The organism is Aurantivibrio infirmus, assembly GCF_054767315.1.
Map to the genome: position 1 here is coordinate 638,116 of NZ_BAAFSK010000002.1, position 26,318 is coordinate 664,433.

Consider the following 26,318-nt stretch of genomic DNA (forward strand, 5'->3'; position numbering starts at 1 on the left):
ATGTATGCAACTCAATTCGTTACGTTTCGTTTGGTGTTTTGGAATTAACGAATCATAGTACTGTTGAAACGAATCGTAATTTATTGAATATCGATATCAGTCGATTCTAGGAAGCTTTGCAAGTTGGTTCGCAATATCTAAAATCAACTCAACAATCAATTATTTCAAGTGTCGTTATGCTCGGCTTTCCCGATTAAGAATTATCAGAACCACTCATCTTTCATGTCAAAGGGTACAGGGTCAAAGCTTTTTAATAATTCAGCTTGTTGCTGGGTCTGCGGTAATTCCCATTGCATAAAGAATTTGGCCGCTTGTATTTTCCCTAAATAAAATTGTGAATCATTATTCCCTTCTCTTAAACTGGCCAAGGCCTTCGCTGCACAGATCGCTTGCTGTAGCCAAATCCAGGCGGCGACCACACGACCGAAAAAATCTAGATAAACGGTTGCGTTGGCTAGCGTTAGATCGGGATGTTCTTTAATTTTCGTTAGTAAAATCGTAGTAGTTTCTCGCAAAAGTTCTAATGCTTTTTGCAAGGGTTCCACTAGGCTCTTAGTTGTCGAAATCGCTTTAGCATCGCCAAGCGTTTTTTCTACTGAGCTGACGAATAATTTTAATACCGCACCATTATTCATTCCTACCTTGCGTCCCAATATATCGATACCGTGAATAGCTTCGGCACCTTCATGAATAGGGTTTAAACGATTGTCGCGATAATATTGCTCTACGGGATATTCTCGAACATATCCAGAGCCGCCAAGAATTTGGATGGCCAGTTCGTTGGCTTTAAGACCATAGGCTGAGGGCCACGACTTCACGACAGGCGTAATTAAATCTAATAGTAACAGGGCTTGTTCTTTTTCTTCTTTGCTTGCGGCAGTATGTGAGTCTTCAAAAAGCGCGCTGGCATACAAGCACATTGCTAGCGAGCCTTCAGCGTAAACTTTTTGTGCAAGTAAAAGCCTGCGAACATCCGCATGTTCGATCAAGGCACATTGTTTAGATAAAGGATCTTTGTTCGAAGGCTGTCGTCCTTGCAATCGCGTGCGGGCATATTCCAACGAGTAGTTATAGCCTTGATAGCCCAATACAGCGGCACCGAGACCGACACCTATGCGTGCTTCATTCATCATTTGAAACATATATTGCAAACCTTTGTGCGGCTCGCCAACTAAATACGCAATAGCGCCACCGGTTTCACCGAAGCTTAAAACCGTTGACGTGGTGTTGCGATATCCCATTTTGTGTAACAGGCCCGCTAAAGCGACATCATTACGGTCACCTAAACTGCCGTCGTCATTGACCAAAAATTTAGGACAAATAAATAAAGAAATCCCTTTGGCACCTGCTGGAGCACCTTCGACTTTTGCGAGTACCATGTGCACAATGTTTTCGGTAAGCGGGTGATCGCCACCGGAGATAAACATTTTCTGCCCAAAAATTCGGTAGTTGCCATCATCATTCAATTTCGCGGTGGTACTAATATCAGCGAGGGCAGAGCCTTGATTGGGTTCGGTTAGGGCCATCGTTCCCGCAAAACGTCCATCTTGCATAGGCGGGAGAAATTTTGCTTTCTGTTCTTCACTGCCGAACGAGTTAATGAGGTTAGCCGCACCGATACATAAAAATGGATAGGCTGTTGTCGCAACATTGGCGGCATTAAAATAAGCCATGGCGGCCCGTAATATAATCTCGGGCATTTGCATACCACCGGCTTCGAAATCATAGTGAGCAGCGAGGAAGCCAGCTTCAGCGAAGGCGTCCCACGCTTTTTTTGTTTCCGGGATAAGTGAAACATTTTTGCCGTCAAAGGTGGGTTCGTTGGCATCACCTTTAGCGTTATGATTGGCAAAGTATTTTTCTGATATGGTTCTTGCGGTGTCGAGCGTCGCGTTAAATACTTCGCGTGAATGTTCTTGGTAACGCGGTCTACTGAGCAGGGCTTCAGTGTTTAAAAACTCATATAAAAGAAAATCAATGTCGCGAGGATTTAACAGTTTGCTCATTATTATTCCTAATTATGTATCGATGATAATTACGTTGATATATTATTGTGCTCGCTTAATTTATCTTCGCAAAATTGAAAAAATTATAACATGCTTCAAATGGCAATTTAAAAACAAATGGTATTCATGGTGTAGTATCCTCTGCATGAAAAACGACACAAAATTAATAAGTTGAATTCAGATATGCCCAAAAAGAAACTCCTTAATATTGTTTACTTGATATTTGTATTGGCGCTAGTCGTTCTGGTTGACCGGTATTCCGAAGAACTATTCTTTGAAGGGCAAAAAGGTCTTGAGAGCCAGAATGAGCTCATTAAAAACGCCTTTGATAATAAGGATAGCGATGTCCAAGTGCGAGGCAAAGGGACTGTGATTCGGATTTTGCCAGATGACAATGAAGGTAGTCGGCATCAAAGGATTCTGCTTCGACTGTCTCCCGAGCAGACTCTACTCATTGCTCACAATATCGATTTAGCTCCACGAATTAATTCCTTAAAGGAGGGGGACATACTTGAGTTTTATGGCGAGTATGAATGGAACTCGCAAGGTGGGGTGGTGCATTGGACTCATCGGGACCCGCGAGGTCGTCATGCTGACGGGTGGTTGAGATATCAAGGAAAAATGTATCAATAGGCTCAAATTAATTTAGAAGCAAAAAAAACCGAGCGGTTTTTAGGCGCTCGGTAAACTCCTTATGAAAATCTAAAATTAATTCTTTTTCAAGCGTTGCACTAGCGACTCTAATTCCTTTCCAGCAACTTCTTTTCCACCTAAGCCTATCGCGAGCGCGACACCGAGGCCAATAGCGCCGAGCATTATGCCAAATGCTAGATTGATGATGTCGTTCGCAACGCCAAGCTGGCGGAGTGCCATTGCTGAAGCAAGGACAATAATAGCGGCGCGAGCGATGGATGCGGTGAGGGCAGAGATATTTGTTCCGGCAACGATATCGGCGACTTTGTTAGCAATTAAAATTCCCAATAGCAAAATTACTGCCGCTAAAACTGCTTGGAAAGCGAACTCAATGAGTGAGCTGATGATTACACTCAATGGCTCGAAGCCAACTAGCTCAGTTGCTCCGAGAATAGCAAACAGCAATACACCAATTAGAACCAATTGACCAACATACTGGCTCGGGAGGCGCGCTTCTGATACCGGAACGCCGACTTGTTTAATTAGCTGGTTGAAACCAGCGGAAGCGAGAAGGTCCGAAACCAATCCAGCAAGTAGTCGACCAACAAAAAATGAAATCCCAATAACGAGAGCCGCAGATAAAATACCCGGAACCGCAGCGAAAATAATTTCCACCATATTTTTTGCGGGTGCAGATATGGCCTCAATCTTTAACGCATCAAGCGATTGCACGATCACTAATAATAAAATAAATGTAAACGCGAGGGTTCCGACTAGCGTCGAGATCGATTGTTTCAATCCGATCTTCTCACTTAAATTGTCTGCGCCTGCTGCAGCCAATAGACTAGTTAATACTTTTCTAACAATTTTCGCTACAAAACCACCAATCACGAAAATAAGCGCGGCGGAGAAAATATTGGGAAGGTAGGTGAAAAGTTTGCTGAACATATCCTGCAAGGGTTTCACTAAGCTTTCCATCTGAAGCGCGCCAAGAATCAACGGCAGAAATAAAAGGAAAATGAACCAATATGCGGCGGTAGCAATCGAATGAGCGACGCTGACATTTTCCTCGGATTCCGAATCCAAGTTATTTAATCGTTCATCAACTTTTCCGAATTCTGCAGCTTTTGTGATTCCTACCTTGACTAGACTGGCGATAATCCATGCTGCGATACACAGACCAATGGCGGCGCCAATTTTTGGTAGAAATTCTAAAACTTCGCTAAGAAGAGTGTTAATGGGTTGCGCAACGATATCTAAATCCATGCGATCAAAGAAACTGAGTAAACCAAAGGCTAGAATAATCCAGAACACAACACCCGCAGCGATATTTTCTATCGGAAAATCTTTTCCAGCACCTATCGTTTCAAGCAATTTATTGTCTAAGTTGGACTTGAGCATTAATTTTCGTATTACCGCACGGGCTATTCGGGCGACAATATAAAAAACAATGAGAAAGGTAAGTGCTAGAAAAAAATTTAGAATGGCGGGGTTGTATGTGGTCCACCAGTTTTGCAGTGTTTCTAAGATCTCCATAATTGCCCCCTACTTATAAGAAGAGTTATTCGTAAAGCTACGCCTTCCTTGGGTAGCAAATTGGGTGGTTAAGAATTACAAGATTCAAAAAAACTTTTTTGCCATTCCGAGAAGGTCGCCTGCGTTATCCATCAGCTTTCCACCGCTACTAGATTTATCTATAAGGGATGGCAGGATGGAAGAAAGGCTCGATGTGGCGGTCGCTTTATCAACTCCCAGCTTGTTGGCGAACTCGCTTATTTTATCGGCTCCTAAAACAGACTCTACCGCGTCGTCAGAAATTGGAGCATTGTCGCCATCACCCAGCCATGAGCCAAGTGCAGATGATAGGTCGCCTTTCGTAGCAAATTTCGACACCAGTTGACCAACGTCTAGGTTGTTTCCGGAGCCTCCCAATAAGCCACTGAGCGCGCCACTGAGCGCATTAGAATCAGTGTTGGCTGAACTGCCACCTAGCTTGCTTGCGAGAAGCTGGGTTCCTAATTTCATAATATCCATAATATTTTTCCTAAATAAATTTTTAAAAGAAACGGCGCCAAAAGCGCCGTAATAAAATTTGCTATCTAAATAATTTTAGTAATTGACAGCCCTTGGTAGATCTTTTGCTTGGTTTACCCATTTCTCGACGTCGCTAAGACTAGGCACCTTGCGAACCAAGTTTTTGGCATCGTTAACTTCTTTCATTTTTTCAGTCAAATTTGCAGCATTGCGTTGAGCGAGCTCTGGTACTGTATCGACGCCAGCTTCTTCTAGTAAGTCTGCATACTGAGTGCTAACGCCATTGATTCGGCATAGATCAGCTTTGTTAACCCAGTTCAGAATGAGCGTGTCAGATATCCCTGATTTCTCAGCGATCGATTTACGTCCTGATTTTTCTGCTCCTTCCTTCAATAGGCCTTCGATAGTCTTAATACCAGCGTTGCCCAGTTTTTCTGCGTAAGCTGGTCCAATGCCTTCGATATCTTCAATCTTGCTCATATTATTCTCCCAAAAGTAAAAGTTAGTGTTAAAGGTATATTCAGGTGCGTTATAAACTTGTTATTCAGAATTTCTTCGTAGTCAAATTTAGCCAGTGAATATATGGCTATTATTAATCAGCTTGGCTACGCACGAAATAGTATAACCGCTTTGTTTGGAAATCATGATCTCAAAAATACCATTGATCTGCGATAGCGATTTGTAAAAGATCGTCAAATATGAGGAGTTTAACGACTGCCGAGTGGCTTGAATTCTCGAAAAAGAACTGATAATCGCCTAATGAATTAATCATGATGAATACACCGTCTAAACACGTGATATGGGTAGTCTGCTAATTTTCCACTATTTGATATTCACATTATTTTAATGGTGTTAGTATTCTCGAACTGGGTCAGTGAGATGTCGGTCAGTGAGAATGTTCGGTTATTGATATCAGTTCAGAGCATATCAATAACTAACGAATTGGCGGATATATATCATGCAAATTAAAGTTAGTTATGAGGAAAACGGAGAGGGTATCGTTTATACCCACAGTGGTACGATAGAAGGTGCCCAGCTGGTCGAGCGAACAAGGTCCCATTACCAGTCTTTTGACTACGAGAACGTACGTTACCAGATTATCGATTTTTCCGCTGTTGAGCGGGTTGAATTCACTCCGGAACAACTCCAAGAGATTGCATTACTTGATCGGCAAGCGAATCACAAAAAGCGAGCGGATTTTTGTTTTGCAATCGTGCTACCCCGACATGGTTTTTACGGAATGATGGATATGTGGGAGCTGTATAAAAATGAAAAAGTCGTCAGTCTAAAATATTTTTACACGGTCGAAGCGGCACGATATTGGATTCATCAATCGATGGAGAAGAAAAGTTACGGTTAATATATTAAATAAGCATTCACTTCGCTAACAAATACAAACACTATTAAAAATAGATAACAATAAAAGGCATATAAATGTTTAGCACTAAATCTTTTCGGTACTCAACCACAAAATATTTTCTCGCGTTATTTTTTTTCTTACTTTGTACGCCTACTCAATTGCTGGCGCAAATTTCAGACACTCATTGGGTGACAACTTGGTCTGCTTCGCCGAGTTCTTTGCCGACGCAAGGCCCAAGTAGTGACGCGGCTAGCCAAGCAACAGAAGAATTTAATCAACAAACTTTAAGGCAGATAATCCATAGCAGCGCGGGTGGAAATCACCTTCGTATTCGTTTATCCAATGTTCACGGAAATAAACCGTTGGAGATTGGCGCTGCGAATATTGCATTACAAATAAATAATGATGAGATCGATGATAAGTCTTTGCGAGATTTAACATTTGGCCAGCAAAAATCTGTAATTATTCCTAGAGGCGCCGTCGCTTTCAGCGATCCAGTGGAAATGGCAGTTCCACAATTGAGTAATTTAAGTGTGAGTTTGTATCTTCCGAAAGCTACGGGGCCAAGTACTCACCATAGAAATGCAAATCAGCAGAGTTGGCTCGCCAATGGAAATCAGGCGCAGTCAAAAAAAATGATTGATGCCAAGGCGATAGCCAGTTGGTATTACTTAGTTGCCGTCGATGTATTGAGCTCAGATAAGATTAGTACGATCGTAACCGTCGGCGACTCAATTACTGATGGTTATGGATCAACAATAGATAGTAACAACCGCTGGCCAAATCATTTTGCAAAACGTCTCATCGATAGCCACGGAAATTTAAGATTTGCGGTGAGTAATGCTGGTATCAGCGGCAATCGAGTGTTGTCGGAACAGCTGCCATTTTTTGGTGAGAATCTGCAAGCAAGGTTTGAACGTGACGTACTCGCTCTTAGCGGTGTGAGCCATATTGTTGTATTAGAGGGCATCAACGATATTGGAATGGCTTCGCGACTCGATAAAAAAATAGCACCAGAGGAGTTGATCGCCGGTTACCGACAAATAATCGCGAGAGCCCATGCCCGAAATATCAAAGTCATCGGCGCTACCTTGTTACCTTATCAAGGGGCGGCTTATTATTCGGAACAAGGAGAAGAAACCCGTCTGGCCGTTAATGAGTGGATACGAAACAGCGGTGAGTATGATGGTGTGATAGATTTCGAAAAAGCAACACGCGACCCGCAAAACCCACAAAGTATGCGCGAAGCGATTACCAGCGATAACTTACACCCGAATGATATGGGTTATAAAGATATGGCAGAAATTATCGAATTAAGTTTATTTGAATAATTAGCTAGCGATAAATTTTCTAAGTTTTTCGCTCGAGTGCGATTTTTAGTAAACCGGTAACTGACAGGACATCAGTAATCTTGCCGTTTAATACCCATTGTATTGCTTCGTCAATGGGGATTTTTTTTAGTTCGATGTCTTCAGTTTCTTCCAAAGCCTGCTGTCCTTGGCTTAACTTAGTAGCGACATAAACTGTGCCCATTTCATCGGTCACAGAGTTCGAAAGGTGTACGCTGATTAATTCTCGCCAGTGTTTTGCAACTAATCCGGTTTCTTCTTCAAGTTCTCGCTTTGCTGCTGTTAAAGGATCCTCTGCCAGTGGCGCGCCGCCTTCGGGAATTTCCCATGTGCTCTCGTTTAAAACGTAGCGAGACTGTTTGACGAGCCAAGTATTATCCTCCCCATCGATCGGAATGATTCCCACAGCATGATTTTTAAAATGCACGACACCGTAAATACCTTCGCTGTCGTTGGGGCGTTTCACTTCATCGTGGTTCACTCGAATCCAAGGGTTGTCGTAAATTAATTTTGAACTGAGCTGTTGCCATGCGCTTTCTTTTATCTTTTTCATTTTGATACCGAAATAAAATAGGGCTAGGTCGAGTGATTGTATAGGAGATAACACAACAAATATCGCCGTAGATCCATCTTCCTAATTTCAAAAAATTTAGTATTTGATAAGGGTACAAGTGGGTGCTTGAATCATTTGTGCTCCCAGAACGGTGCGTGGAAGCCACTATTGGGGCCACTTTATAGGGAATCTCGCACCGAAATAACTCAACACCATGAATATTGTGATATCCAAAGTCATGCGCTGTTTTGGGTGCCGCACTATTTTCAGTCACTCAATTTCAAAATCATGGCGAATTGTGAATTCATTTCGGTGCAAATGAAATAACCGTTGCACCATCATTTCCCAAAATCGACTGAATTAGCGAATTTTCGCAAATTCCATCTCGTTGGCATACCCGTTGCAATACCCCTGCTGTGACATTACAGACGATGTCGGACGCATTCAGCGTATAACCATTACTCGTATCCAATAGGGGGAGGCGATGAATTTATCGAAAACCAGGTCTCAAACAAGCAAGTTAATTGCGGGCCTAACTGCACTTTTTACAACAAGTATTTTATTCGCCGGGAATGTAATTTCTGAAGAAATTGGTTACCCAGAAAAAGAAGAACTTACTTTTGGTTTTATCAAACTAACGGATATGGCTCCCATTGCCATTGCTTACGAGAATGGTTACTTCGAAGAAGAAGGTCTATACGTTACGATCGAAGCACAAGCAAACTGGAAAGTTTTATTAGACGGTGTCATTGATGGACGACTTGATGGCGCTCACATGTTAGCGGGGCAGCCAATCGCAGCGACCATGGGGTATGGTACTAAGGCCCATATCATTACGCCTTTTTCGATGGATCTAAATGGCAATGGTATTACGGTTTCGAATGATATTTGGGAGCAGATGAAACCCAATATCCCGAAAATGGCAGACGGCCGCCCAGTTCACCCGATAAAAGCGGATGCGCTAAAACCGGTTGTTGAAAAATATAAAACTGAAGGCAAAGCTTTTAACATGGGCATGGTATTTCCAGTGTCTACGCACAATTATGAATTGCGTTATTGGCTCGCGGCCGGCGGAATTCATCCCGGTTACTACGCACCTCACAAGGGCGATGTATCAGGTCAACTAAACGCCGATGCGTTCTTATCGGTTACTCCACCACCTCAGATGCCAGCGACTTTAGAAGCGGGGACGATCTACGGTTACTGCGTTGGTGAACCTTGGAATCAACAAGCCGTGTTTAAAGGCATAGGTGTTCCGGTGGTCACCGATTATGAAATTTGGAAAGATAACCCTGAAAAAGTTTTTGGAATCAGTTCTGAATTTGCAGAAAAATATCCGAACACAACTATTCGACTAACACGAGCCTTAATTCGTGCGGCGATTTGGTTAGATGAAAATGACAACGCGAATCGCCCTGCAGCAGTAAAAATATTATCGCAATCTAATTATGTCGGAGCCGATTACGATGTGATTGCAAATAGCATGACTGGTACTTTCGAATACGAGAAAGGCGATAAACGTGAGGTGCCAGATTTCAATGTGTTTTTCCGCTACAACGCGACTTATCCATATTACTCAGATGCAATATGGTATCTAACGCAAATGCGTCGCTGGGGGCAGATTTCAGATGATATGCCTGACGAGTGGTACAAAGATTTGGCGAAGAAAGTCTATCGCCCAGATATCTATGCGCTTGCTGCAAAATCTCTGATTGCAGAGAAAAAGGCCAGTGCCGACCAGTTCCCTGATTTCGCCAGCGAGGATGGATATCGTGATCCGCAAACCCATTTTATTGACGGTATTGTTTACGATGGCACTAAACCGAATGAATACATCAACAAATTTCCAATTGGTTTGAAACAAGGCGATAAGTTATAGCTTTAGACGTGATGAATAAGGAAGCCTTCAGAGCCGAAGGTTTCCTTGTTTCTTATCAGTAATTTAAAAATTGAGTAGCGGGCAGAAAAATGTTGGAAAAAGTGGAGAAAGCAACGAGGTGGAGATTAGCATGATTACCCAATCAGCAACGGCGGCTAAAACTGACTTTATTAGAAGCTCGATTGCGAGTATAAAATTTAATATGCCTGCGACGGCCAAGGCAGTATTGCTTCCGATGGTCGGGATATTATTTTTCCTTTTTCTTTGGTCTATTGCCGCAAGTAATATCGATACCTCGCTCGGGAAGTTTCCTGGGCCGCTGGCAGTCGCCGAACAGTTTAAAACCCTGTACCAAGAACACAATGCGGAGCGGGAAAAAGCAGGCGCTTTTTATGATCGGCAAGAAAAAAGGAACGCTGAACGTGTTGCCAAAGACCCTAGCTATGAGCCAAAAATTAGAGCCTATACCGGTAAGGAAACATTTTTAGATCAGATTTTTACGAGCTTAGTGACAGTAATGAGCGGGTTTTTATTGGCTGTCATTATTGCCGTTCCACTTGGAATCGTAACGGGACTGAGCAAAACATTAAATAGCGCAGTGAATCCCATCATTCAAATATTTAAACCGGTATCACCTTTGGCTTGGTTGCCATTGGTTACTATGGTTGTCAGTGCCCTATACATAACACCCGACCCAGTCGTGCCGAAAGCATTTATCAATTCGATGATTACTGTAACCCTATGTTGTTTATGGCCGATGGTTATCAATACTTCGGTTGGTGTTGCGTCTATCGACGACGACTTAGTTAATGTGAGCAAAGTGCTACGCCTGCCGGCGCTTAAGCATGTTCAAAAGATTGTTCTGCCTGCTTCGGTGCCAATGATTTTTACTGGCATGCGATTAGCTTTAGGTGTCGCGTGGATGGTATTGATCGCAGCGGAAATGCTCGCGCAAAACCCAGGCTTGGGTAAGTTTGTTTGGGATGAATTTCAAAACGGTAGTTCTGAATCTCTCGCAAGAATAATGGCCGCGGTCGTTGTTATCGGTTTTATCGGATTTTTACTGGATAGAGGCATGCTTCTTTTACAAAGATCTCTGTCTTGGGACAAGTCGACTGCCAACTAATTTTTATACCGATATTAAATTAATTTCAAAAGAATTTAGATTCTAAGAACGTCAACTTGACGACGGGAGAAAAAAATGAGCATGCCAATACTCGACATTAGCCACGTAGATATGGAATTTCCGACGCCGAAAGGACCTTTCACCGCTCTAAAAGGTGTCAATTTAAAATTAGAGAAAGGTGAGTTTATTAGTTTAATCGGCCATTCAGGTTGTGGTAAATCAACAGTGCTAAATATCGTCGCCGGTTTATACAAAGCCAGCGTCGGTGGTGTTATTGTCAACGGTAAAGAGGTGAGCGAACCGGGCCCGGAACGCGCCGTAGTTTTTCAGAATCATTCTTTGTTGCCTTGGCTAACTGCTTATCAAAATGTTGAGCTGGCAGTTAAACAAGTGTTTGGAAAAACTAAAACCAAAGCAGAAATTAAGGAATGGGTTGAGCATAATTTACATCTTGTGCATATGGATCACGCGATGCATAAACGACCCGGTGAAATTTCCGGTGGCATGAAACAGCGCGTAGGCATTGCCCGAGCAATTTCAATGCAACCAGATATTTTGTTAATGGATGAACCCTTTGGCGCACTCGATGCATTGACTCGTGCACATATGCAAGATTCTTTAATGGAGATTCAAGCCGAGTTAAATAACTCGGTGATGATGATTACTCATGATGTTGACGAAGCTGTTTTATTGTCGGACCGGATTGTAATGATGACCAATGGACCTGCCGCGACTATCGGAGAAATTTTGGATGTTAAATTAGAAAGGCCTCGGGATCGATTAGCATTGGCACAAGACCCGGAATACACACGCTTACGAAGTTCTGTATTGAGATTCCTTTATGAGAAACAGCGTAAAGTGGAAACCATAGGTGCGCCACCAAAGAAAACCAATTTGTCTGAGTCAGCGAGTGAATCTAATACCAACGCTGCCTAGAAAATTACAGCGAGTTAAGTGTGATTTTAAATACGCTTAACTCGCTGTGGTAGATTCTAGTGATCGAGGTATTATTCAAGAGATACTTCTTGTACCCGATATTCACAATAATCTGACTCGGTATCGCATATATCCAAAATCAAATACATATCCTGTGGCACGGTGGAAATCATATCGTCGAAACGGACAACAGTTTGATTCGGATTGCTAGTGCCCGGCGGATCGCAAGACATGCTGAAGTCGGCGTAGTATTCACAAAATTGAATCCCGCTAAGATCACAATCTAAGCCTATACCGCAATAATCACTGCTGACAAAGCGACTGCCTTCAATAAAAGGAACATCATTGATTCTTAGCTCGACGCTATAGTCGTACTCGTTCAGAACATCCCAATAGATCTCAAATTGCCCACCATCGATGTAAGGATTGAGGACAAGGAAGGGATCGATAAAATCCTCGGAACTCACACCTAAACTATCGACAACATGAAAGGCTTCCAGAGAAGGTGGGTTATATGGCACAACGAAAACTTCATCGCTGCTGCCACCACCACCGCCACATCCTGTTATTACGCTGACTAAGAGTAACCCCAATACCGCGCTTGCTGTTTTCATGACCAACTCCAATCTAAGTAGTTAGCAAGGATTATGGAGGGGGCAGCCTGAATCAAAGCTGAACGAAACTAAGGAATTTTCACGGTAGTTGGGGTTTGGCGCGTAGCGCCGAAGTATCGGGTCGCAGGTCGTATTGAAGAGGCGCTGAGCTGGTGATCAACGCCTTGGAATGGTTGGTTTATTTCACTGTAATAGTGATTTTTTCCGAGAGCACGGGAGGCTGGTGAGGAATGTGAAACTTGTCGCCAAGAATTAGCTGCAAAGTGTGTGTGCCGGGCTCTAGATTCAATGTTGTTTGCGTTTGGCCGCCACCAAAATGTAAGGGTGGGTTTCCCAGCGGTTGATCTAAATTTGGAAGTTCAGCTTGATCCACCAAAAGATGGTGGTGACCGGTGTTTTCTTTATCGATGCCAGCGGGTGCGACTCCCATACCTTCAAGCCCAAAAATCACAACAACTTCTCGACCGACCGTAGCGCCATCTTGAGGGGAAATAAAATAAACCCGAGCACCTTCTGGAGCGGGCGTCCGAGCAATTTCCTGGGCAAAAATACTACAGCTAAAAATTAAGGTGATGATAGAGAATAGTTTGACATGGTTATTTCGGTGATAACCGCGACTTCGCGTGAACAAACCCATAAGTCCTTTCCTTACATTGATATTAGTGAATGAATTTCGTAGCCGATTTAGAGAGGCTATTGCACTAGTGCATGAGTATTCTAAATCGACATTTTGTAACGCACCCCAGGCCAATGTTTATAAGCAGCTGTCAAATCTTGAGGGGTGGCTAATCTTAGCAGTATCTAATATTTGAGTCATTTATAGTTAAAACGTCCATACTTATTATAATGTTATTTCTTCGCGGTAATTACTTAAGCGTACGGAGCAGATTGCTTTATTTAATTTAAGCTTCTTCGTCGGGCGCCTGAAGAACGCACTAACTTTAAAATATAAATAATCGGTAAAAAACTAATCCCTTGTTCTGAAAAAACTATGTTTTAAAATATAAAAATAAATGTCTATAAACCTATAGATAGAAAGCCGCTAACAATTCTTGCGCCAAATTTAAAATTTTTATATAACCCCTCTGAAGTCGACTAGGCTTTGACAGTTGTAATAGTCACAAATATACATTTCTATACAATTCAGCTGGCGACCTGGAAATTAAATTTGCATATGCTAGCGGCTATACTTAAATCGTCGATAAGTTTAAATTTAACGCTGTACAGTTTTACTTGTGTTGGCGTTAGTTTTCCTAAATTACAGAAGCGAATGTTTAATGTCTCAATCACTTCCTCCATTAAATGCCTTGCGCGTTTTTGAAGCGTGCGCGCGTTTGCATAGTTTTAAGAAAGCCAGTGAAGAACTATTTGTAACGCCTAGTGCGGTAAGCCAACAGATTAAGACTCTTGAAGATCATTTAGGCGTTATATTATTCAACCGTACCGCAAGCGGAATTACGGTTACTTTTGAAGGTAAAAAATTACTGCCAACTTTAGAAAAAGCATTTTCTGATGTTGGAAAAATTATTGCGGAATTAAAACAAGATGATAGGAAACCCCTGCGGATCAGTGCGCCACCAGCGATTGCGTCAGGTTGGCTGGCATCTAGATTAACGAAATTTGAAGTTGATAATCCTGACATCGTTACCAATCTACATTCATCACTTGAGTCGATCGATTTCTCTACCGATTCAATTGATTGTGTGATACGAGTGTTTTTTGAAGAGCAAATGGAAGAAGCCTTTAAACTTCTAGATAAAAATAAGCTGAGAAAACAATTTTTAATGGATTCCGAGCTGTATTGTGTTTGTAATCCAAACCTTCTTAAAGACAAAAATGGCGTAATTCGAGTACCCGAGACGCTAAATGATCTTGGAGGTTTTAATCTTTTGCATTTTAGGGATTATACAACTTGGACGATAAAGGCCTTAAGTTACGGCGTCGAAGAATTAAACACGACGCGTGGGATCGTCTGTAACAGTGTCGAAAGTCTTTGTGGTTCGGTGAGAGAAGGTCAGGGTATCGCTTTAGTTGACCCGATGATATTTAATAGCCCGAAACATCAGACTTATATGGTAAAACTCTTTGAAGATCGCCCCAAAAAGCATATGTCTGATAAGACCTATTATTACTTTATTGCACCTGAATCTAGCTGGGATGATGATCCAATAAAAAAAATGAGAGAGTATATACAAAAAGAAACAGGCAGCATTCTCGGCCACTATGCTTTTGAACACCCATCTAGTTAGTAGTTGGATATCCTTCTTGGAAAGTCCTAGTGATAATTAACAATGAGAATTAAAGTTAACAATAAAAAATATTATATAAATTATAGTATCTAAAAAAAGAGAGACACGAAATGGGGGAAGTAAAAAGTGCGTGCCCCTCTGTAATTTTTAATACCTTTAGCTGTTGTCTTCAAGCAGTGTATTGGTTTCGCTTATTAAGCGATCGTTACGCCACGTACCTTCACCAATGGCGATATTTTTAATTTTCCCGCCTCTCATCTTTCCTTCACAATAAGCCTTTAATTTTTGGTTGTTTGAACCATTAATATCGATCCAGAATTTGTATTTACCCCCGCTTACTTGAGTTTTTTTGACAAGAGCCATTTCTGAGGCTGGATGCTTACCGAGAATCGCATTGGTGCAGTTGTCAAGTAGCTCGCCATAGACTGTGCGTTTTGCGGCCATGGCGTTCGGTGGGACTGACAAATAAAAAAGTATAATTGCAATCAATGAAAAATTAAGTCGTGTATTCATGGGCTTCACCATATGGGTAGTTTAATGTGAGAGAAATCGATAAAACGTTTATCGTGCGTTAGGTAAATAGTAGAGATTGGTCTTGGTTGTATCAAACGACATGTTCTAAACAGCAGATTAGATTTTTTTATCGTGTAAAGAAGATGCATTGCTAATCAATTTGATTTTAAAAATGGAACACACAACTGCGACAAAAAAAGGCGAGATATATTAGCAAGGTACTTGGCACACTACTTTTCTCAGGTTTCTTTTCTGAAATAAATATGTAGCCTAATCGTGAGTCTTGTATCCGATACAGAAACCTAGCGGGTTGTGATACTTGGCGGGATATTTATCGGGAGATATAAAGAACTTTGATTGCTTGATTCACAGGGTTCGCCGGAACAAACCTGTTTCAACTTAGAAGGGTAAATTATTGTCTGGATGTGGTGATTTTTATCTTTGAGACGATGTATGATGTCGCGACAGAAATTTTCCCACTTCGATAAAAATAACTAAAATATACATTACAAAAATAGGAGCTTAACTCGTGAAATCAGCACCATTTATCGCCATACTCGCTTTACTTACCTTAGTATCCATATCTCCCGCCTACGCTGCAGGACTTACCGCAGAAGACTATATGGAGATTGAACAGTTGTACGCACAATACAATATTGCCATCGATTCTGGTGACGCCGAAGGCTATGCCGCCACCTTCACGCCAGATGGTGTGTTCAATAATTTTACCGGTCACGACGCCTTGGTAGGTTTTATCGAGCGCTGGGTAGGCAGTATGAATGGCCTAACTCGTAAGCACTGGAATTCAAATCTAAGAATAACTGGCGATGGTAAGACAGCAAGCGGTTCGGTCTATCTTATGTTGTTGGATATCAGTACTAAGCCTACTAGCATAATGACGACGGCAACTTATGCGGATTCGTTGGTGAAAACCGCAGACGGTTGGCGCTTCAGCAAAAGAACGACCAAGGCTGATGCAGTTCCAGCTGCAGCGACAAAATAAGTAAATTCAGTACTCAAATTAGAGAGGCTCGACATTCGAACCAAAAGAGCCTCTCGATTCCATCGATAAGCAGGGTGAATGCTGTCATATTGAAAATCCCTGATTTGGTATTCCAAAACAAAAAGAATAATAAATACTAGTTTCAATCTAAAATCCATCGGGCATCAAAATACAATGTAGATCGTAGCGTTTAGTGTGAGTTGCGCATTGAAGCGAGATGACATCGATATGAATTTTCTAAGTTTACTATCAAATCTCGAAGCGAGTGGCATCAGCGTCTGGGCACGGGAATCAGAGTGGGCGTTTTTTTTATTTCTGATTATCCACTCACTCGCCTTGGCGGTAGTGGTGGGCACTCATATAGCGTTTAACCTAAGAGTTCTTGGTGTTGCGAAACTGATACCGCTGTCCTTGATGAAACAGTTTATGGCAGTAATGTGGCCAGGAGTGGTTGCCGCCATTCTGTCCGGATCAGTATTACTGCTTGCTTACCCCGCTAAAGCGTTAACCAATCCCGTGTTTTATGTAAAACTTTTTTGCATTGTTTTTGCTTTAACAATTTATCAAAAGGTTTTCCTGGCGTATTTAACCGCGAGTGAGAATACAGATCGAGAGAGTTCTTCGGCAGATGTAAACGGTTTGGCTCAAACGGGTTCAGTCGATCAGGTAGCTCTTCAAGAATCTAGATTAAAGCTCTACGCGATTGCGAGTCTACTACTATGGCTTAGCAGCATTTTTGCGGGACGTTTTTTGGCGTATACCCATTCAGTATTGCTAGCGTCTGACTATTTTTAGCTGAGCTGAAGATTAGAGGATATATATGGATGCGATTGTAAGTTTTGCCAGTGCGAGTGGTATTTATGATCTTATGCATACGAAGTGGGGATGGCCTATCGTAGAATCACTCCACTTCATAGGTCTTTGTTTTTTGATTGGCGCTGTTGGTGTATTTGATTTGCGAATGCTAGGTCTAGGTAAGGGCATTCCTTATAAAGTTTTGCACCAACTTATTCCTTTCGGCGTGGCTGGTTTTATTCTTAATCTTGTTACCGGTCTTATGTTTTTTTTGAGTGCACCTGATCAATACGCTTATAACCCAGCTTTTCAAACTAAGATGATGTGTATTGCGCTCGCTGGGATTAATATGCTGTGTTTTAACACTTCTACTTTGCAATTCCTTTATAAAACGGATTCACTTGCTAAAGTACCCAATCGAGCCGTTTTTTTTGCGATGATTTCTTTGTTGTGTTGGACAGGAGTAATCGTGGGTGGACGTTTAATTACTTATTTTCGTCCGCCTTATCATTGGTGTTTTTGGTGTTAATAACTTTACCGTTAACTGTCTGCATTAATGACAACAATTTTTTGCCACACTTTTCTGCTCAAGCTAGTACATAGATCTTCGATATCATTGGCAGCGCTAACAATCTCGGAATCGGGAAAGCCGGTTGAATAAAGCGCAGCGACTTTGCCTACTAAGCTAAGCATTTCTGAACAATAATCCAAATAACGCTTGAGCTGAAAGGCAGTCATTTCTCGTTTCGGCGAGGAGGGTGTTTGTAACGACGGGTCCGCAGAGGTAACTATTGATGGATCTTTGGTGAGCTGGTGCATGTCTATCACGTGGGCAATACTTCTTAGTTCATGCAATGCTTCTAAAGATCGCGCGCGTTTAATGCGGACCTCGATGGAAAATAGAAAAAATAAAGCCGCGCCAATTAAAATAATGTCGTTTAAGAGCGCTTCCAGCAAAGGAATTATCTCCGCACCATTATCAACATCCAAATTCCAATCTACCAAGGTAATGCTATAAATAAACGAAATTACTGCGGCGGCAACGAAAGTGGCTATGCCTACTCGCAACGGTATATTGGGTTTTTCTATCCAAGCTATGCGCGACTTAGTTTTCTTCGATATGCCAAGGAAGTTGTTACAAACTCGACTAAGGCCGGAACCTGGGAAGCGTTCGCCAATTCGTCTCTTTAAGCGCTCAATTGTATTGACGATATGTAATGAGTCGAGTTGATCGACACTGGGTTTAAATATCCTTGTTTTTTTCATGAATTCCCACGTTTGAAATAAATGGCTAGCGTCGTTTTTTCTTATCAGCCAGGGTCTTTTTTATCAGTTTTCCAAAATTCTTATCTTTATTCTTTTTTTCCGCATAGGACATTTGGTTGAACGCGGATTCCTTTTTCATTTTTAAATAGTTATTGTATCTGTTGATATCGAGCTGGCCAATATTAATTGCTTTTGATATGGCACAGCCTTTTTCATTGTTATGCTGGCAATCGCCAAATTTACACTGTTCAGCGAGTGCTACGATGTCAGAGAAGGTTTCTTCTATCCCCGTTTCATTCGATAAGTTACCTAGTTCGCGCATTCCTGGTGTATCAATTAAATTGGCCCCAAGCGCTAGCTTTATAAGCTGTCGATTAGTGGTGGTATGCCGGCCTTTACTTTCTTTTTCGCTTACAGATTGCGTCGCTAACTCTACTTCACCACTAAGACTATTGACTAAGGTCGTTTTTCCGACACCGGATGATCCCAAGAGACAATACGTTTTACCAGCAATAAACAAATTTTTAATCGTATCGATGTTTTCACCGTTCTCGTTGCTAAAGGCGATAACTGGGACTTCGGGCATAATTTCGCGAATGCTTGCTATTTTTTGTTTCGTATCTTCGGCTGGGTTAAGATCCGATTTGCTGAGCAGAACTACGGGCGAAATTTCACTTTCGTTTACCATCACTAAGTATCGTTCCAATCGCCGCAAGTTAAAATTTTCGTTGAGTGATTGAAGAATGAAAGCGACATCGATATTCGCTGCGATTAGTTGAAAATCAACATTCTTTCCCGCTGTCTTCCTTCTTAGAAGCGTTTTTCTTGGCAGTAAACCGTGAATGATGCCGTGGCTGTCATCATCATAGCAGTCTACATAAACCCAATCGCCAGTCGTTGGAAGATCTAAAGATGAATCCGCCGTATAAAGTAGTCTGCCGGCAAGCTCGGCGTAAATTTCAGTATCACCTTTTGAAATAACGTAGCTTTCTTTATGAGCTGAGACGACTCTTGCAATGTCATGCAGCGCAAGTTCTTTGGTGTCCGTACGATCTTGAAACCATTCGTCGAATCCCAGCTGCTTGATAGTGTTGCTTATTTCATTCATATCATTCGAAAATGGTTTGGTTTTTACAGATCTTGTCGAAATAAAAAATTAGGGCGATGCTTAACTCGGATTCTCGATAGTTAGGTGATAAACATGTTGATCAAAAATTCCTGCCTTTACTTCCGCTGCATTTTTATTGACGCGACTAAGGCTAAAACCGGCTTTCTCTAAAACCTTCATCGAAGCAATATTTGGAGCGGCGACATGAGCAACGATGGTATTAAAGTCAGTGTTTTCAGTTAGGTAGGTAATTAATTCGGAAATCGCCAATGCTGTGTATCCTTTCCGCCAATATTGTTCGCCGATCCAAAAGCCAATTTCAGCTTGGCCGCAGTTCGAGTCACCTGAAAAAGTAATACCAATGCTGCCGATACAAATACCGTCTAGATCGACAGCGAAATTAAGATTTCCTTCCGCACAATGACCTTCTTCTATCCACCAGCGTGCGTCCAAAAGGGTGAAGGGGGATGGAAATCTATCTCTCAGGTAGCGTCCTACATTCGGGTTGTCGGCATGATGTGCAAGTGAAATTTCATCCTTGCGTGTAAAATGGCGCAATTTTATGCTCATCGTTTGAGTCGAGTTTTTATTATATAGCTACCACGTAAGATCATCTGGAATCTTATAATCTGCATAGGGATCGTCGTCATCTTCATGCTGATCAGATGTGTTTTGAACAATGACAACTGAACTGTCACGTTGAGAAATTTTCTCAGCAATGACTTTGGGTACCATCGCATACGTGTTTCCATTTTTTGCAATTGCGATAATGCCTTTCGTTAGCTGTGTTTGAAGCGACTCATTGACCAAAATCTTCTTAATGTTTTTATCGTCAACAAATTGGTAGGCTAACTCGCCGTCATGACAGTTAATTTTATTGAGCTCAATAAGTTGCTTAATCTGTGCCTGCAAAGCCTTCTTTTCAGCAGCTGCGTTTTTTTGTTGATTAAGTAATTTTGCTTTTTCAGCCTTTTCTAATAATGCTTGCTGAGCGCTAAGCTTTAGCTCATCAACTTCTTTCTGGCCCTTTGCTTGTTTCTTCTTTTTTCGCTGCTGTTTTTGTGTTTCTTTAACTTGCTTTTCGCTCACCAGTTTAGCTTTTAGGAGTTGTTCTTGAAGGGAGAGAGACATGCTGTAACCTAGCGTTTGTTTTGAGTGTCGAGTAGACGTTTATATAAACCAATTTAGCTGACAATTCAACCAAGGCTCATCTATTCCCAGTTGACAATGAGTGTTATCGAAATAATTCTATTTTTCGCCGGTCAGTAAGAACACGGTGTAATCACCTTGTTCTTTGTGTACCGTACTCGCCGTGCTAGTTACCAAATTTTTAAAGCCTGCTTTTGCGGCAGATTCGATGAAAGCTTGACGATCAAAACCCGAGTGAAACACGCCGGTATCTTCCGTGTGAAAACTACCGTCTTCTAGATCCAAGTCGGCAATTGCTATGATGCCGTCACTACGTAGTAGGGAGTATAGCCGAACGAACATTGCATCAATGTTCTGCACATGATGCATGGTCATCGAAGATATAATACCGTCGAACTGCTGATCCAGTGTCGATTTTGTTAAATCGAGTTCCAATATCTCCAGCTCGCATTCAATTAATTCTCGTTTTTCGGCTAGTTGCCGATTCATCGACGCGGAAATATCGACGGCGGTAATCTTTTTCACTGTAGGCGCGATTTTTTCTAGTAGGAGTCCCGTTCCTGATCCGAAATCCATCAGTACCATAGCTTTATTCAGTTTGACCTTGTCGAGTATTGCATTAGCAATGTTTTCAACATTAGCGACTCGGCTACGATTTTTTTCGTAGCTATCCGCCTTATGTGCAAAAAAATCTTTGTTCATTTGTTAATTCCTGGAATAACTATTTGGATTTGTTATTGATAGCTTTAGGTGTTTTCTTTTTCCAGAAAAATCTGACTGCTAGGAATAATAGTATGAAGACTGCTATCCATGGCAAGGTAAACGCAGTCACAGTCAAAGCGGTTGAAATCCCTTCTGATAAGTTCTCACCAAAGCTGTCTAGCGACTCATTAATGGGTCGCCAAAAAGAATCGTAGTGTTTCGCATGCAGCGAAATATTGACGATATCCATTTGTACCCGTTGTAATAGACTGGCGTTTTGGCCTACAGCATATTCAATATTCGATTGTACGGTGGATAATTCTGATGCGACCCGAATCAGCGCATCGACATCATTCTCAATAGTCGTTTCTAGTTTTTCTAACTTATCACGGTAGTCATAAAGCATCTTTAGACGCTTTTCGCTATCAACAATAGCGTGTTCAAGATCATCAACGCCAACGGACTGATTCGAAATTTCGCCACCCTCGGAAACGATGGAAAGATATTGCGGTACGCCTGCAGGCGCGACACGCAAGCGTAAATACCCAGATCCGTAGTCGCCACTGCTGAGGTTGGAGTTCATCAGGGTGCAGATGTGTTCCTCATCGTTCATGCAGGTTTCGATGAGTTTGTTGTAGACAACACTTAATTGTGCTCGTTCGATCGTTGCTGAGATGCTGTGTTCATACGCGAGAAAGGGGTTTTTTTCTTTTTGCAGTCTCAGCGCGTCCATCTCTCTCATCATCGGAGCGTTGGGTTTTTCAGCGCTAAAGTTGGCCAACTCAGAATTGTCTGAACTACAGCCAAAAAGAACCAAACAGATTACGATGCTGCAAAGTATTCTAATCTTCATAACTAATAGACCTTTTAATCTGGGCTTCGAAGGAGGTCAGACTGTAACATTCTGATCGTTAAGTTTTATGCGACCGTCGTTTTTTTACAAAAAATTTACCAAGATTCAGCAATAAACATCCGCCTGTTGTTTTTGGTTTCTAGTTTTGTTTAGCAAGTCGACTTAGGTTTTTGACTGCCGGAAAAGCAAATTCCGATAAGCGTCCAAGAATTGCTAGCTTGTCGTGATCATCTTCTTTGACTTGTGCAATAGTTGAAGCGAAGCCATTCAATCTACACTGTCGTAACCACCGTTTAGTCGCATCATGATTATTCCAATTGTTTTGGTTGATCATCGATACGGCTTCCGCCTCTATCCAATCTTCGACGGTATCACTCATTGCTGTGACTGAGGATAACGCTTGTTTTTCTTCTTCGCTGTTTAAGGTCGCTTCTAGGTGACCAATCATGGCTGCACTAAAACACGGTTGAAAGTTTCTCACCATTTGCAGAGAAATTATTTTATCGCCGAACACGGGTAGATTTTTATCGACAGGTTTAGGTAATGCTCTGGCGGTACAGTCGATGTAAAGTCTGTCAGAGCCACTCGCCGCTTCGCCCTTATCGAGAATTATTTTGTCGAGTTCGATATTTTTTACTCGGCCGAGGCGAATAATATTTTTAATTCGTCGCAGTTGTTCTAAATCTTTTTCGGTGATGGTCGCGCCATGATACATGCTGGGCCAGACGTTTGGGTCGAGCCGTAACCAAGTACCGTTTGCTTCCATTCCTTCGCACAAGGCGCGTACTGATTCAGCTTTGGCGATTACTTCATATTGCTTGGCGATTCCACCTAAAGCGTCGTTAAAAAAATCTAAGCCGGGCTGAGTGATACGGCGATTCCACAGCCAAGGGTCACGTGGCATAACCCAAGTAATTGTTTCAGGCGGAACGCCGTTTTCGAGCAACCATGTCAGGCTATCAATTCCTGTTTTTCCGGAGCCGAGAATGGTGAATTGCTGGTGATTGCTGGCGAGTCGAGGGAGATGATTTGGGGGAATACAAACCACACCGTCGGCGACGCTGAATTGCGGCGTGTGAGTAAGGGGGATGTTGGTGTGTAACAATGTCGCATCGACGAGTTTTTTGTTAATCGTGCGTCGATGACGCTCACCAGAAAGCAGCGAAACGAACTCACCATCGCCTCGGTAATCGCACAACGGGAAGTATTCGACGCGCCCTGAGGGAAGAAAGTCTTCTTGCATCAAGCTATGGAAATAGTGAGTCACTTCAATGCCACTCGCCAACTCATGGAAGCCCGCATTGAATCCGGTTTTGTCGATTCGCCCGCGGCCAAGATTTCGTGACGCGACACCATAATAAGCGGAGGGTTGATGTAAGCGAACGAAGGGGTAGGCGTCGTTCCAGTGTCCGCCAGGCATATGACGACGGTCGATTACGGTAAATGTCGCATCGGATTCATTTAACATGGTGTCGATAAATGCCATTGCCGAAGCGCCGCAACCAACAACTAAATAATCCGTCGCTTTCATATTTTTACCCAGATAAATTGCTTAAATGATCAGTAGATTTTGAACTACTGCATGCGTTTTGTTGTGAAACGGAATGAAGGAGTGTAACCGAAGGGAAGGGAGTTCAGAAGGGCAAATCGAGATTGTAGCGTTTTTATTGGAAGGGATTAACTGAGTTAATGAAACTCGGGTATCGGCGCTGGCTAAACCGTCGATACCCTGTCTCTATTGTGATTAATTTGCAGTGAGATTTTCGGCGATAAGATCACCTATACCTTGCAACAATTCCACCGGGCTGAGCACGTTAATGTCGACATCGTAAGCCTCGTCACCCAGCAAAACTTGTGCAGAATAACTGCCATTACTTACCGTGAACGCGGCACCTTTAAACACTGGGATTTGCGCGAGGCCATCTTGCACGTCTTGTTTCGCTTGCGAAATTATTGCATCACTCGGTATTGCGTCGAAGATTTGTTGTGCGCTAATTTTCAAGTCGCTGGTCTCTTGAATTTTATGCGCATTGTCGTGGGCAGCTTTTACGCGGTTTGCGGTTTGAGTGTCGAGCACTGCAAAATTTACGCGCTTACTGAAGTTTCTGGTAAGACCTAAAGGTAACGAGACGCTGACCGTAATGGTCTGATCAAAATTACGATTGTTATAAATCTTGAGTAAAGCCGCTTTTATACCTGCTTTGTATTGCTCATCGTCAGCACTAAGTGATAAGGCTTTAATTTCTTCGAGCGCATCGACGTAAGGTTTTATTTTCGTTCTTGCGGTATTACGTGCAGTATTTCCCGCCGTTGTTCCGACCGAGGCTTGATTCACTAAAGGATCTAAAGGATTACTACACACGGTCCCCAATCCCAAATTGACGCAGGTTTCATAGTTGTCAACGTAATCAATAACACCTTGGCGAACGCTGGTATAAACCGTATCGGGAACGCCATTGAGTGTAGAAACGACGGCATCAACAATAGTGGGTAACGCTGATCGTAAACCATTTAGACTTAATTCCAGTTCATAATCAGCTGTTGCTTGTTCAAGATCAGCTAGTGCATCGGTTAATTTTTCTAACTCACGATCGAGTGCTTGGTTCACTGCACCTGTGACATCATTACCGACGTCAACCGTCGTTGTAATTTTGTAAGTCGCTGTGTCGTTTAGAAAATTAGCGCTAACTGTTAGTGGTAAAGCGCCATCTGGAATTTGCCCCGCTAAAGTAACGCCGTTTGCATCAATAGACATGGCACCAGAAATGTTTGCGGCGGGTATGGTTGATTGGTAAGAGCCGGATAGCAGCGCAGAGTAATCGCCGTTGCCGTCGATTAACCAACTACCAATGATTTCCGTTGTCGGCAAAATCGGAAACCAAGAGGGTTGCCAACTTACATCAGGGGCGATTGTAGTTTGCATTGCAACATGCTGACGATCAAAACCTGCATCAAAACTAGCACTGGTTGTCGCTAAGGAAAAATCGAATAAACCCACGCCGAGAACCGCAAATGCGAATGAGGCATCGCCATTAAATCCGGCTTTATATTCGATGGGTGAATTCAGCGGATCGTCCCAATCGATCTCACCGAATTCTGGTTGATGAATAATTCGAGTACCTGAAATATTAAAGAAATCAAATACTTTAAAACCAATACCGAAACCCGCGCGATCGATAATATGTCCGTCAAATTCATCCAAACCAACAAAGTTTTCTTTTGGAATAAAAGGAATAAAACCGTTGTCAGATTCACCGTGTCCAATTTCACCAGCGGGGGTGTTTGCATAGTAATAAGTAAAAACATCTAAGGGATCGACGATCATTAAAATTTCGCCACCCAGAGGCAGATCCAAAGTAATCGATTTTCCAAAATTAGGATCATCGCGATCACCGACCACAATTTCTGTGCTTACACCAATAAAATAAACGAAGTAGTAAAAATCATCTTTTACATCGATATCTAAGTCAGGATCGGCATTTATTTCTGAGCCTTTGTACAAACCCACTTTGGCTTTTACATTGCCGGTTATAGCGAGATTGTCTGAAACTTTTTGCGGAATAAGCGTATCGCCGAATAGATCGATTAAGTTACCTTCTTCATCAAACTCTAATTGCAAGTTCGATTCTTCTAGACGAATGCTTTCACCGGGAAAATCGATCACCATGGTTCCTTCAGCAACATAACCCGTCGTCATCGGATTTCCGGTATCTACTGGTGTTTTAATGCCTTCGCTAACGAACTTGTTTTCGCCAAGCACTGGCGGCGCAACGTCAACACTAAATCCTGAAAGTGCTGCTGAGACAGATCCGTCTGACACAGAAATGACAATATCGCTAAAAGACCCCAGGTCTTTTACCGAGGGAACACCGCTAAGTTCACCACTTTGTGGGTCGATAGTAAGCCAAGAGGGCTCGTTAGCGACGGAAAACGTTAATGTATCGTTATCTTGATCAGCGGCCGTTGGCGTGAAGGAGTAAGTCTCGCCTATCTCAATGGCGCTAATTGGTGAGCCAGAAATCGTTGGTGGGGTGTTAGCTGCAGGTGCTGGGGGAGGCGGAGGGGTCGCGCTACCACCACCACTGCTACCGCCGCCCCCGCCACCACAGGCAGTGACTAAAATAGTAGTCATCAGTCCAATTGATAAGGTTGAGTTATTTAAACGCATCTCGAATCTCCTTTCGATAAGT

General features: G+C 42.4%; 26 protein-coding genes. 10 read left to right on the forward strand and 16 right to left on the reverse strand.

Going from position 1 to position 26,318, the window contains the following annotated elements; genetic code table 11:
* Positions 1-203: 203 nt before the first annotated feature.
* Positions 204-2,006, reverse strand: coding sequence for an acyl-CoA dehydrogenase (locus ACYUCY_RS06550; protein WP_460225655.1), 1,803 nt, complete (start codon positions 2,004-2,006; stop codon positions 204-206).
* 183 nt (positions 2,007-2,189) lie between these two features.
* Between ACYUCY_RS06550 and ACYUCY_RS06555 the strand changes: the two genes are divergently transcribed.
* Positions 2,190-2,639 (forward strand): DUF3465 domain-containing protein, encoded by a 450-nt coding sequence (locus tag ACYUCY_RS06555; RefSeq protein WP_460225656.1) that lies wholly within the window; start codon positions 2,190-2,192, stop codon positions 2,637-2,639.
* A 75-nt stretch (positions 2,640-2,714) separates the two neighbouring features.
* On the opposite strand, the gene ACYUCY_RS06560 is transcribed toward ACYUCY_RS06555, so the two are convergent.
* From ACYUCY_RS06560 to ACYUCY_RS06570, 3 genes are all read right to left on the reverse strand, one after another.
* Entirely contained in the window at positions 2,715-4,175 is a 1,461-nt protein-coding gene (locus ACYUCY_RS06560; protein WP_460225657.1) for a mechanosensitive ion channel, read from the reverse strand.
* A gap of 84 nt (positions 4,176-4,259) precedes the next feature.
* Positions 4,260-4,673 (reverse strand): YidB family protein, encoded by a 414-nt coding sequence (locus ACYUCY_RS06565; RefSeq protein ID WP_460225658.1) that lies wholly within the window; start codon positions 4,671-4,673, stop codon positions 4,260-4,262.
* Positions 4,674-4,748: 75 nt separating this feature from the next.
* Entirely contained in the window at positions 4,749-5,153 is a 405-nt protein-coding gene (locus tag ACYUCY_RS06570) for a DUF4332 domain-containing protein (protein WP_460225659.1), read from the reverse strand.
* Positions 5,154-5,631: 478 nt separating this feature from the next.
* Here ACYUCY_RS06570 and ACYUCY_RS06575 point away from each other — a divergent pair, with 478 nt between their 5' ends.
* Both ACYUCY_RS06575 and ACYUCY_RS06580 read left to right on the forward strand, forming a co-directional pair.
* Positions 5,632-6,033, forward strand: a complete 402-nt coding sequence (locus ACYUCY_RS06575; protein ID WP_460225660.1) for a hypothetical protein — start codon at positions 5,632-5,634, stop codon at positions 6,031-6,033.
* Positions 6,034-6,107: 74 nt separating this feature from the next.
* On the forward strand, positions 6,108-7,364 hold the full coding sequence (locus tag ACYUCY_RS06580) for an SGNH/GDSL hydrolase family protein (RefSeq protein WP_460225661.1): 1,257 nt from the start codon (positions 6,108-6,110) through the stop codon (positions 7,362-7,364).
* Positions 7,365-7,383: 19 nt separating this feature from the next.
* Here the strand turns inward: ACYUCY_RS06580 and ACYUCY_RS06585 are convergent, their stop codons facing one another.
* Positions 7,384-7,935, reverse strand: coding sequence for an NUDIX domain-containing protein (locus ACYUCY_RS06585; RefSeq protein WP_460225662.1), 552 nt, complete (start codon positions 7,933-7,935; stop codon positions 7,384-7,386).
* Between the two features lie 484 nt (positions 7,936-8,419).
* Here ACYUCY_RS06585 and ACYUCY_RS06590 point away from each other — a divergent pair, with 484 nt between their 5' ends.
* The 3 genes from ACYUCY_RS06590 (at position 8,420) to ACYUCY_RS06600 (ending at position 11,876) form a co-directional block, all read left to right on the forward strand.
* Positions 8,420-9,814, forward strand: a complete 1,395-nt coding sequence (locus ACYUCY_RS06590) for a CmpA/NrtA family ABC transporter substrate-binding protein (RefSeq protein WP_460225663.1) — start codon at positions 8,420-8,422, stop codon at positions 9,812-9,814.
* Between the two features lie 202 nt (positions 9,815-10,016).
* Positions 10,017-10,940 (forward strand): ABC transporter permease, encoded by a 924-nt coding sequence (locus ACYUCY_RS06595; protein ID WP_460225716.1) that lies wholly within the window; start codon positions 10,017-10,019, stop codon positions 10,938-10,940.
* A 75-nt stretch (positions 10,941-11,015) separates the two neighbouring features.
* Positions 11,016-11,876: an ABC transporter ATP-binding protein gene (locus ACYUCY_RS06600; protein WP_460225664.1), complete on the forward strand. Its 861-nt coding sequence runs from the start codon at positions 11,016-11,018 to the stop codon at positions 11,874-11,876.
* A 71-nt stretch (positions 11,877-11,947) separates the two neighbouring features.
* On the opposite strand, the gene ACYUCY_RS06605 is transcribed toward ACYUCY_RS06600, so the two are convergent.
* Complete coding sequence (locus ACYUCY_RS06605) at positions 11,948-12,490, reverse strand: hypothetical protein (RefSeq protein WP_460225665.1); 543 nt, start codon at positions 12,488-12,490, stop codon at positions 11,948-11,950.
* A gap of 178 nt (positions 12,491-12,668) precedes the next feature.
* Positions 12,669-13,127, reverse strand: coding sequence for a DUF4399 domain-containing protein (locus ACYUCY_RS06610; RefSeq protein ID WP_460225666.1), 459 nt, complete (start codon positions 13,125-13,127; stop codon positions 12,669-12,671).
* A 640-nt stretch (positions 13,128-13,767) separates the two neighbouring features.
* Between ACYUCY_RS06610 and ACYUCY_RS06615 the strand changes: the two genes are divergently transcribed.
* Complete coding sequence (locus tag ACYUCY_RS06615; protein WP_460225667.1) at positions 13,768-14,739, forward strand: LysR family transcriptional regulator; 972 nt, start codon at positions 13,768-13,770, stop codon at positions 14,737-14,739.
* Positions 14,740-14,895: 156 nt separating this feature from the next.
* Here the strand turns inward: ACYUCY_RS06615 and ACYUCY_RS06620 are convergent, their stop codons facing one another.
* A complete protein-coding gene (locus ACYUCY_RS06620) occupies positions 14,896-15,252 on the reverse strand; it encodes a hypothetical protein (RefSeq protein ID WP_460225668.1) in 357 nt (118 codons plus the stop codon).
* 529 nt (positions 15,253-15,781) lie between these two features.
* On the opposite strand from ACYUCY_RS06620, the gene ACYUCY_RS06625 reads away from it, so the two are divergent.
* The 3 genes from ACYUCY_RS06625 (at position 15,782) to ACYUCY_RS06635 (ending at position 17,579) form a co-directional block, all read left to right on the forward strand.
* The gene (locus ACYUCY_RS06625) at positions 15,782-16,255 is read left to right on the forward strand and encodes a nuclear transport factor 2 family protein (protein ID WP_460225669.1); all 474 of its coding nucleotides are present in this window, start codon (positions 15,782-15,784) and stop codon (positions 16,253-16,255) included.
* A 228-nt stretch (positions 16,256-16,483) separates the two neighbouring features.
* On the forward strand, positions 16,484-17,050 hold the full coding sequence (locus ACYUCY_RS06630; RefSeq protein ID WP_460225670.1) for a hypothetical protein: 567 nt from the start codon (positions 16,484-16,486) through the stop codon (positions 17,048-17,050).
* Positions 17,051-17,075: 25 nt separating this feature from the next.
* The gene (locus ACYUCY_RS06635) at positions 17,076-17,579 is read left to right on the forward strand and encodes a DUF6644 family protein (protein ID WP_460225671.1); all 504 of its coding nucleotides are present in this window, start codon (positions 17,076-17,078) and stop codon (positions 17,577-17,579) included.
* Between the two features lie 11 nt (positions 17,580-17,590).
* Here the strand turns inward: ACYUCY_RS06635 and ACYUCY_RS06640 are convergent, their stop codons facing one another.
* The 8 genes from ACYUCY_RS06640 to ACYUCY_RS06675 all read right to left on the reverse strand — a co-directional run bounded on the left by ACYUCY_RS06640 (position 17,591) and on the right by ACYUCY_RS06675 (position 26,296).
* Positions 17,591-18,316, reverse strand: a complete 726-nt coding sequence (locus ACYUCY_RS06640; RefSeq protein ID WP_460225672.1) for a hypothetical protein — start codon at positions 18,314-18,316, stop codon at positions 17,591-17,593.
* A gap of 25 nt (positions 18,317-18,341) precedes the next feature.
* The gene (gene rsgA, locus ACYUCY_RS06645; protein WP_460225673.1) at positions 18,342-19,424 is read right to left on the reverse strand and encodes a ribosome small subunit-dependent GTPase A; all 1,083 of its coding nucleotides are present in this window, start codon (positions 19,422-19,424) and stop codon (positions 18,342-18,344) included.
* Positions 19,425-19,484: 60 nt separating this feature from the next.
* Entirely contained in the window at positions 19,485-19,994 is a 510-nt protein-coding gene (locus ACYUCY_RS06650; RefSeq protein ID WP_460225674.1) for a GNAT family N-acetyltransferase, read from the reverse strand.
* A gap of 27 nt (positions 19,995-20,021) precedes the next feature.
* Positions 20,022-20,555 (reverse strand): DUF2058 domain-containing protein, encoded by a 534-nt coding sequence (locus tag ACYUCY_RS06655; RefSeq protein WP_460225675.1) that lies wholly within the window; start codon positions 20,553-20,555, stop codon positions 20,022-20,024.
* A gap of 117 nt (positions 20,556-20,672) precedes the next feature.
* A complete protein-coding gene (locus ACYUCY_RS06660; protein ID WP_460225676.1) occupies positions 20,673-21,275 on the reverse strand; it encodes a class I SAM-dependent methyltransferase in 603 nt (200 codons plus the stop codon).
* 19 nt (positions 21,276-21,294) lie between these two features.
* A complete protein-coding gene (locus ACYUCY_RS06665; protein WP_460225677.1) occupies positions 21,295-22,128 on the reverse strand; it encodes a DUF4349 domain-containing protein in 834 nt (277 codons plus the stop codon).
* A 139-nt stretch (positions 22,129-22,267) separates the two neighbouring features.
* Positions 22,268-23,659, reverse strand: coding sequence for an NAD(P)/FAD-dependent oxidoreductase (locus tag ACYUCY_RS06670; protein ID WP_460225678.1), 1,392 nt, complete (start codon positions 23,657-23,659; stop codon positions 22,268-22,270).
* Between the two features lie 213 nt (positions 23,660-23,872).
* A complete protein-coding gene (locus tag ACYUCY_RS06675; protein ID WP_460225679.1) occupies positions 23,873-26,296 on the reverse strand; it encodes a putative Ig domain-containing protein in 2,424 nt (807 codons plus the stop codon).
* Positions 26,297-26,318 lie beyond the last annotated feature (22 nt).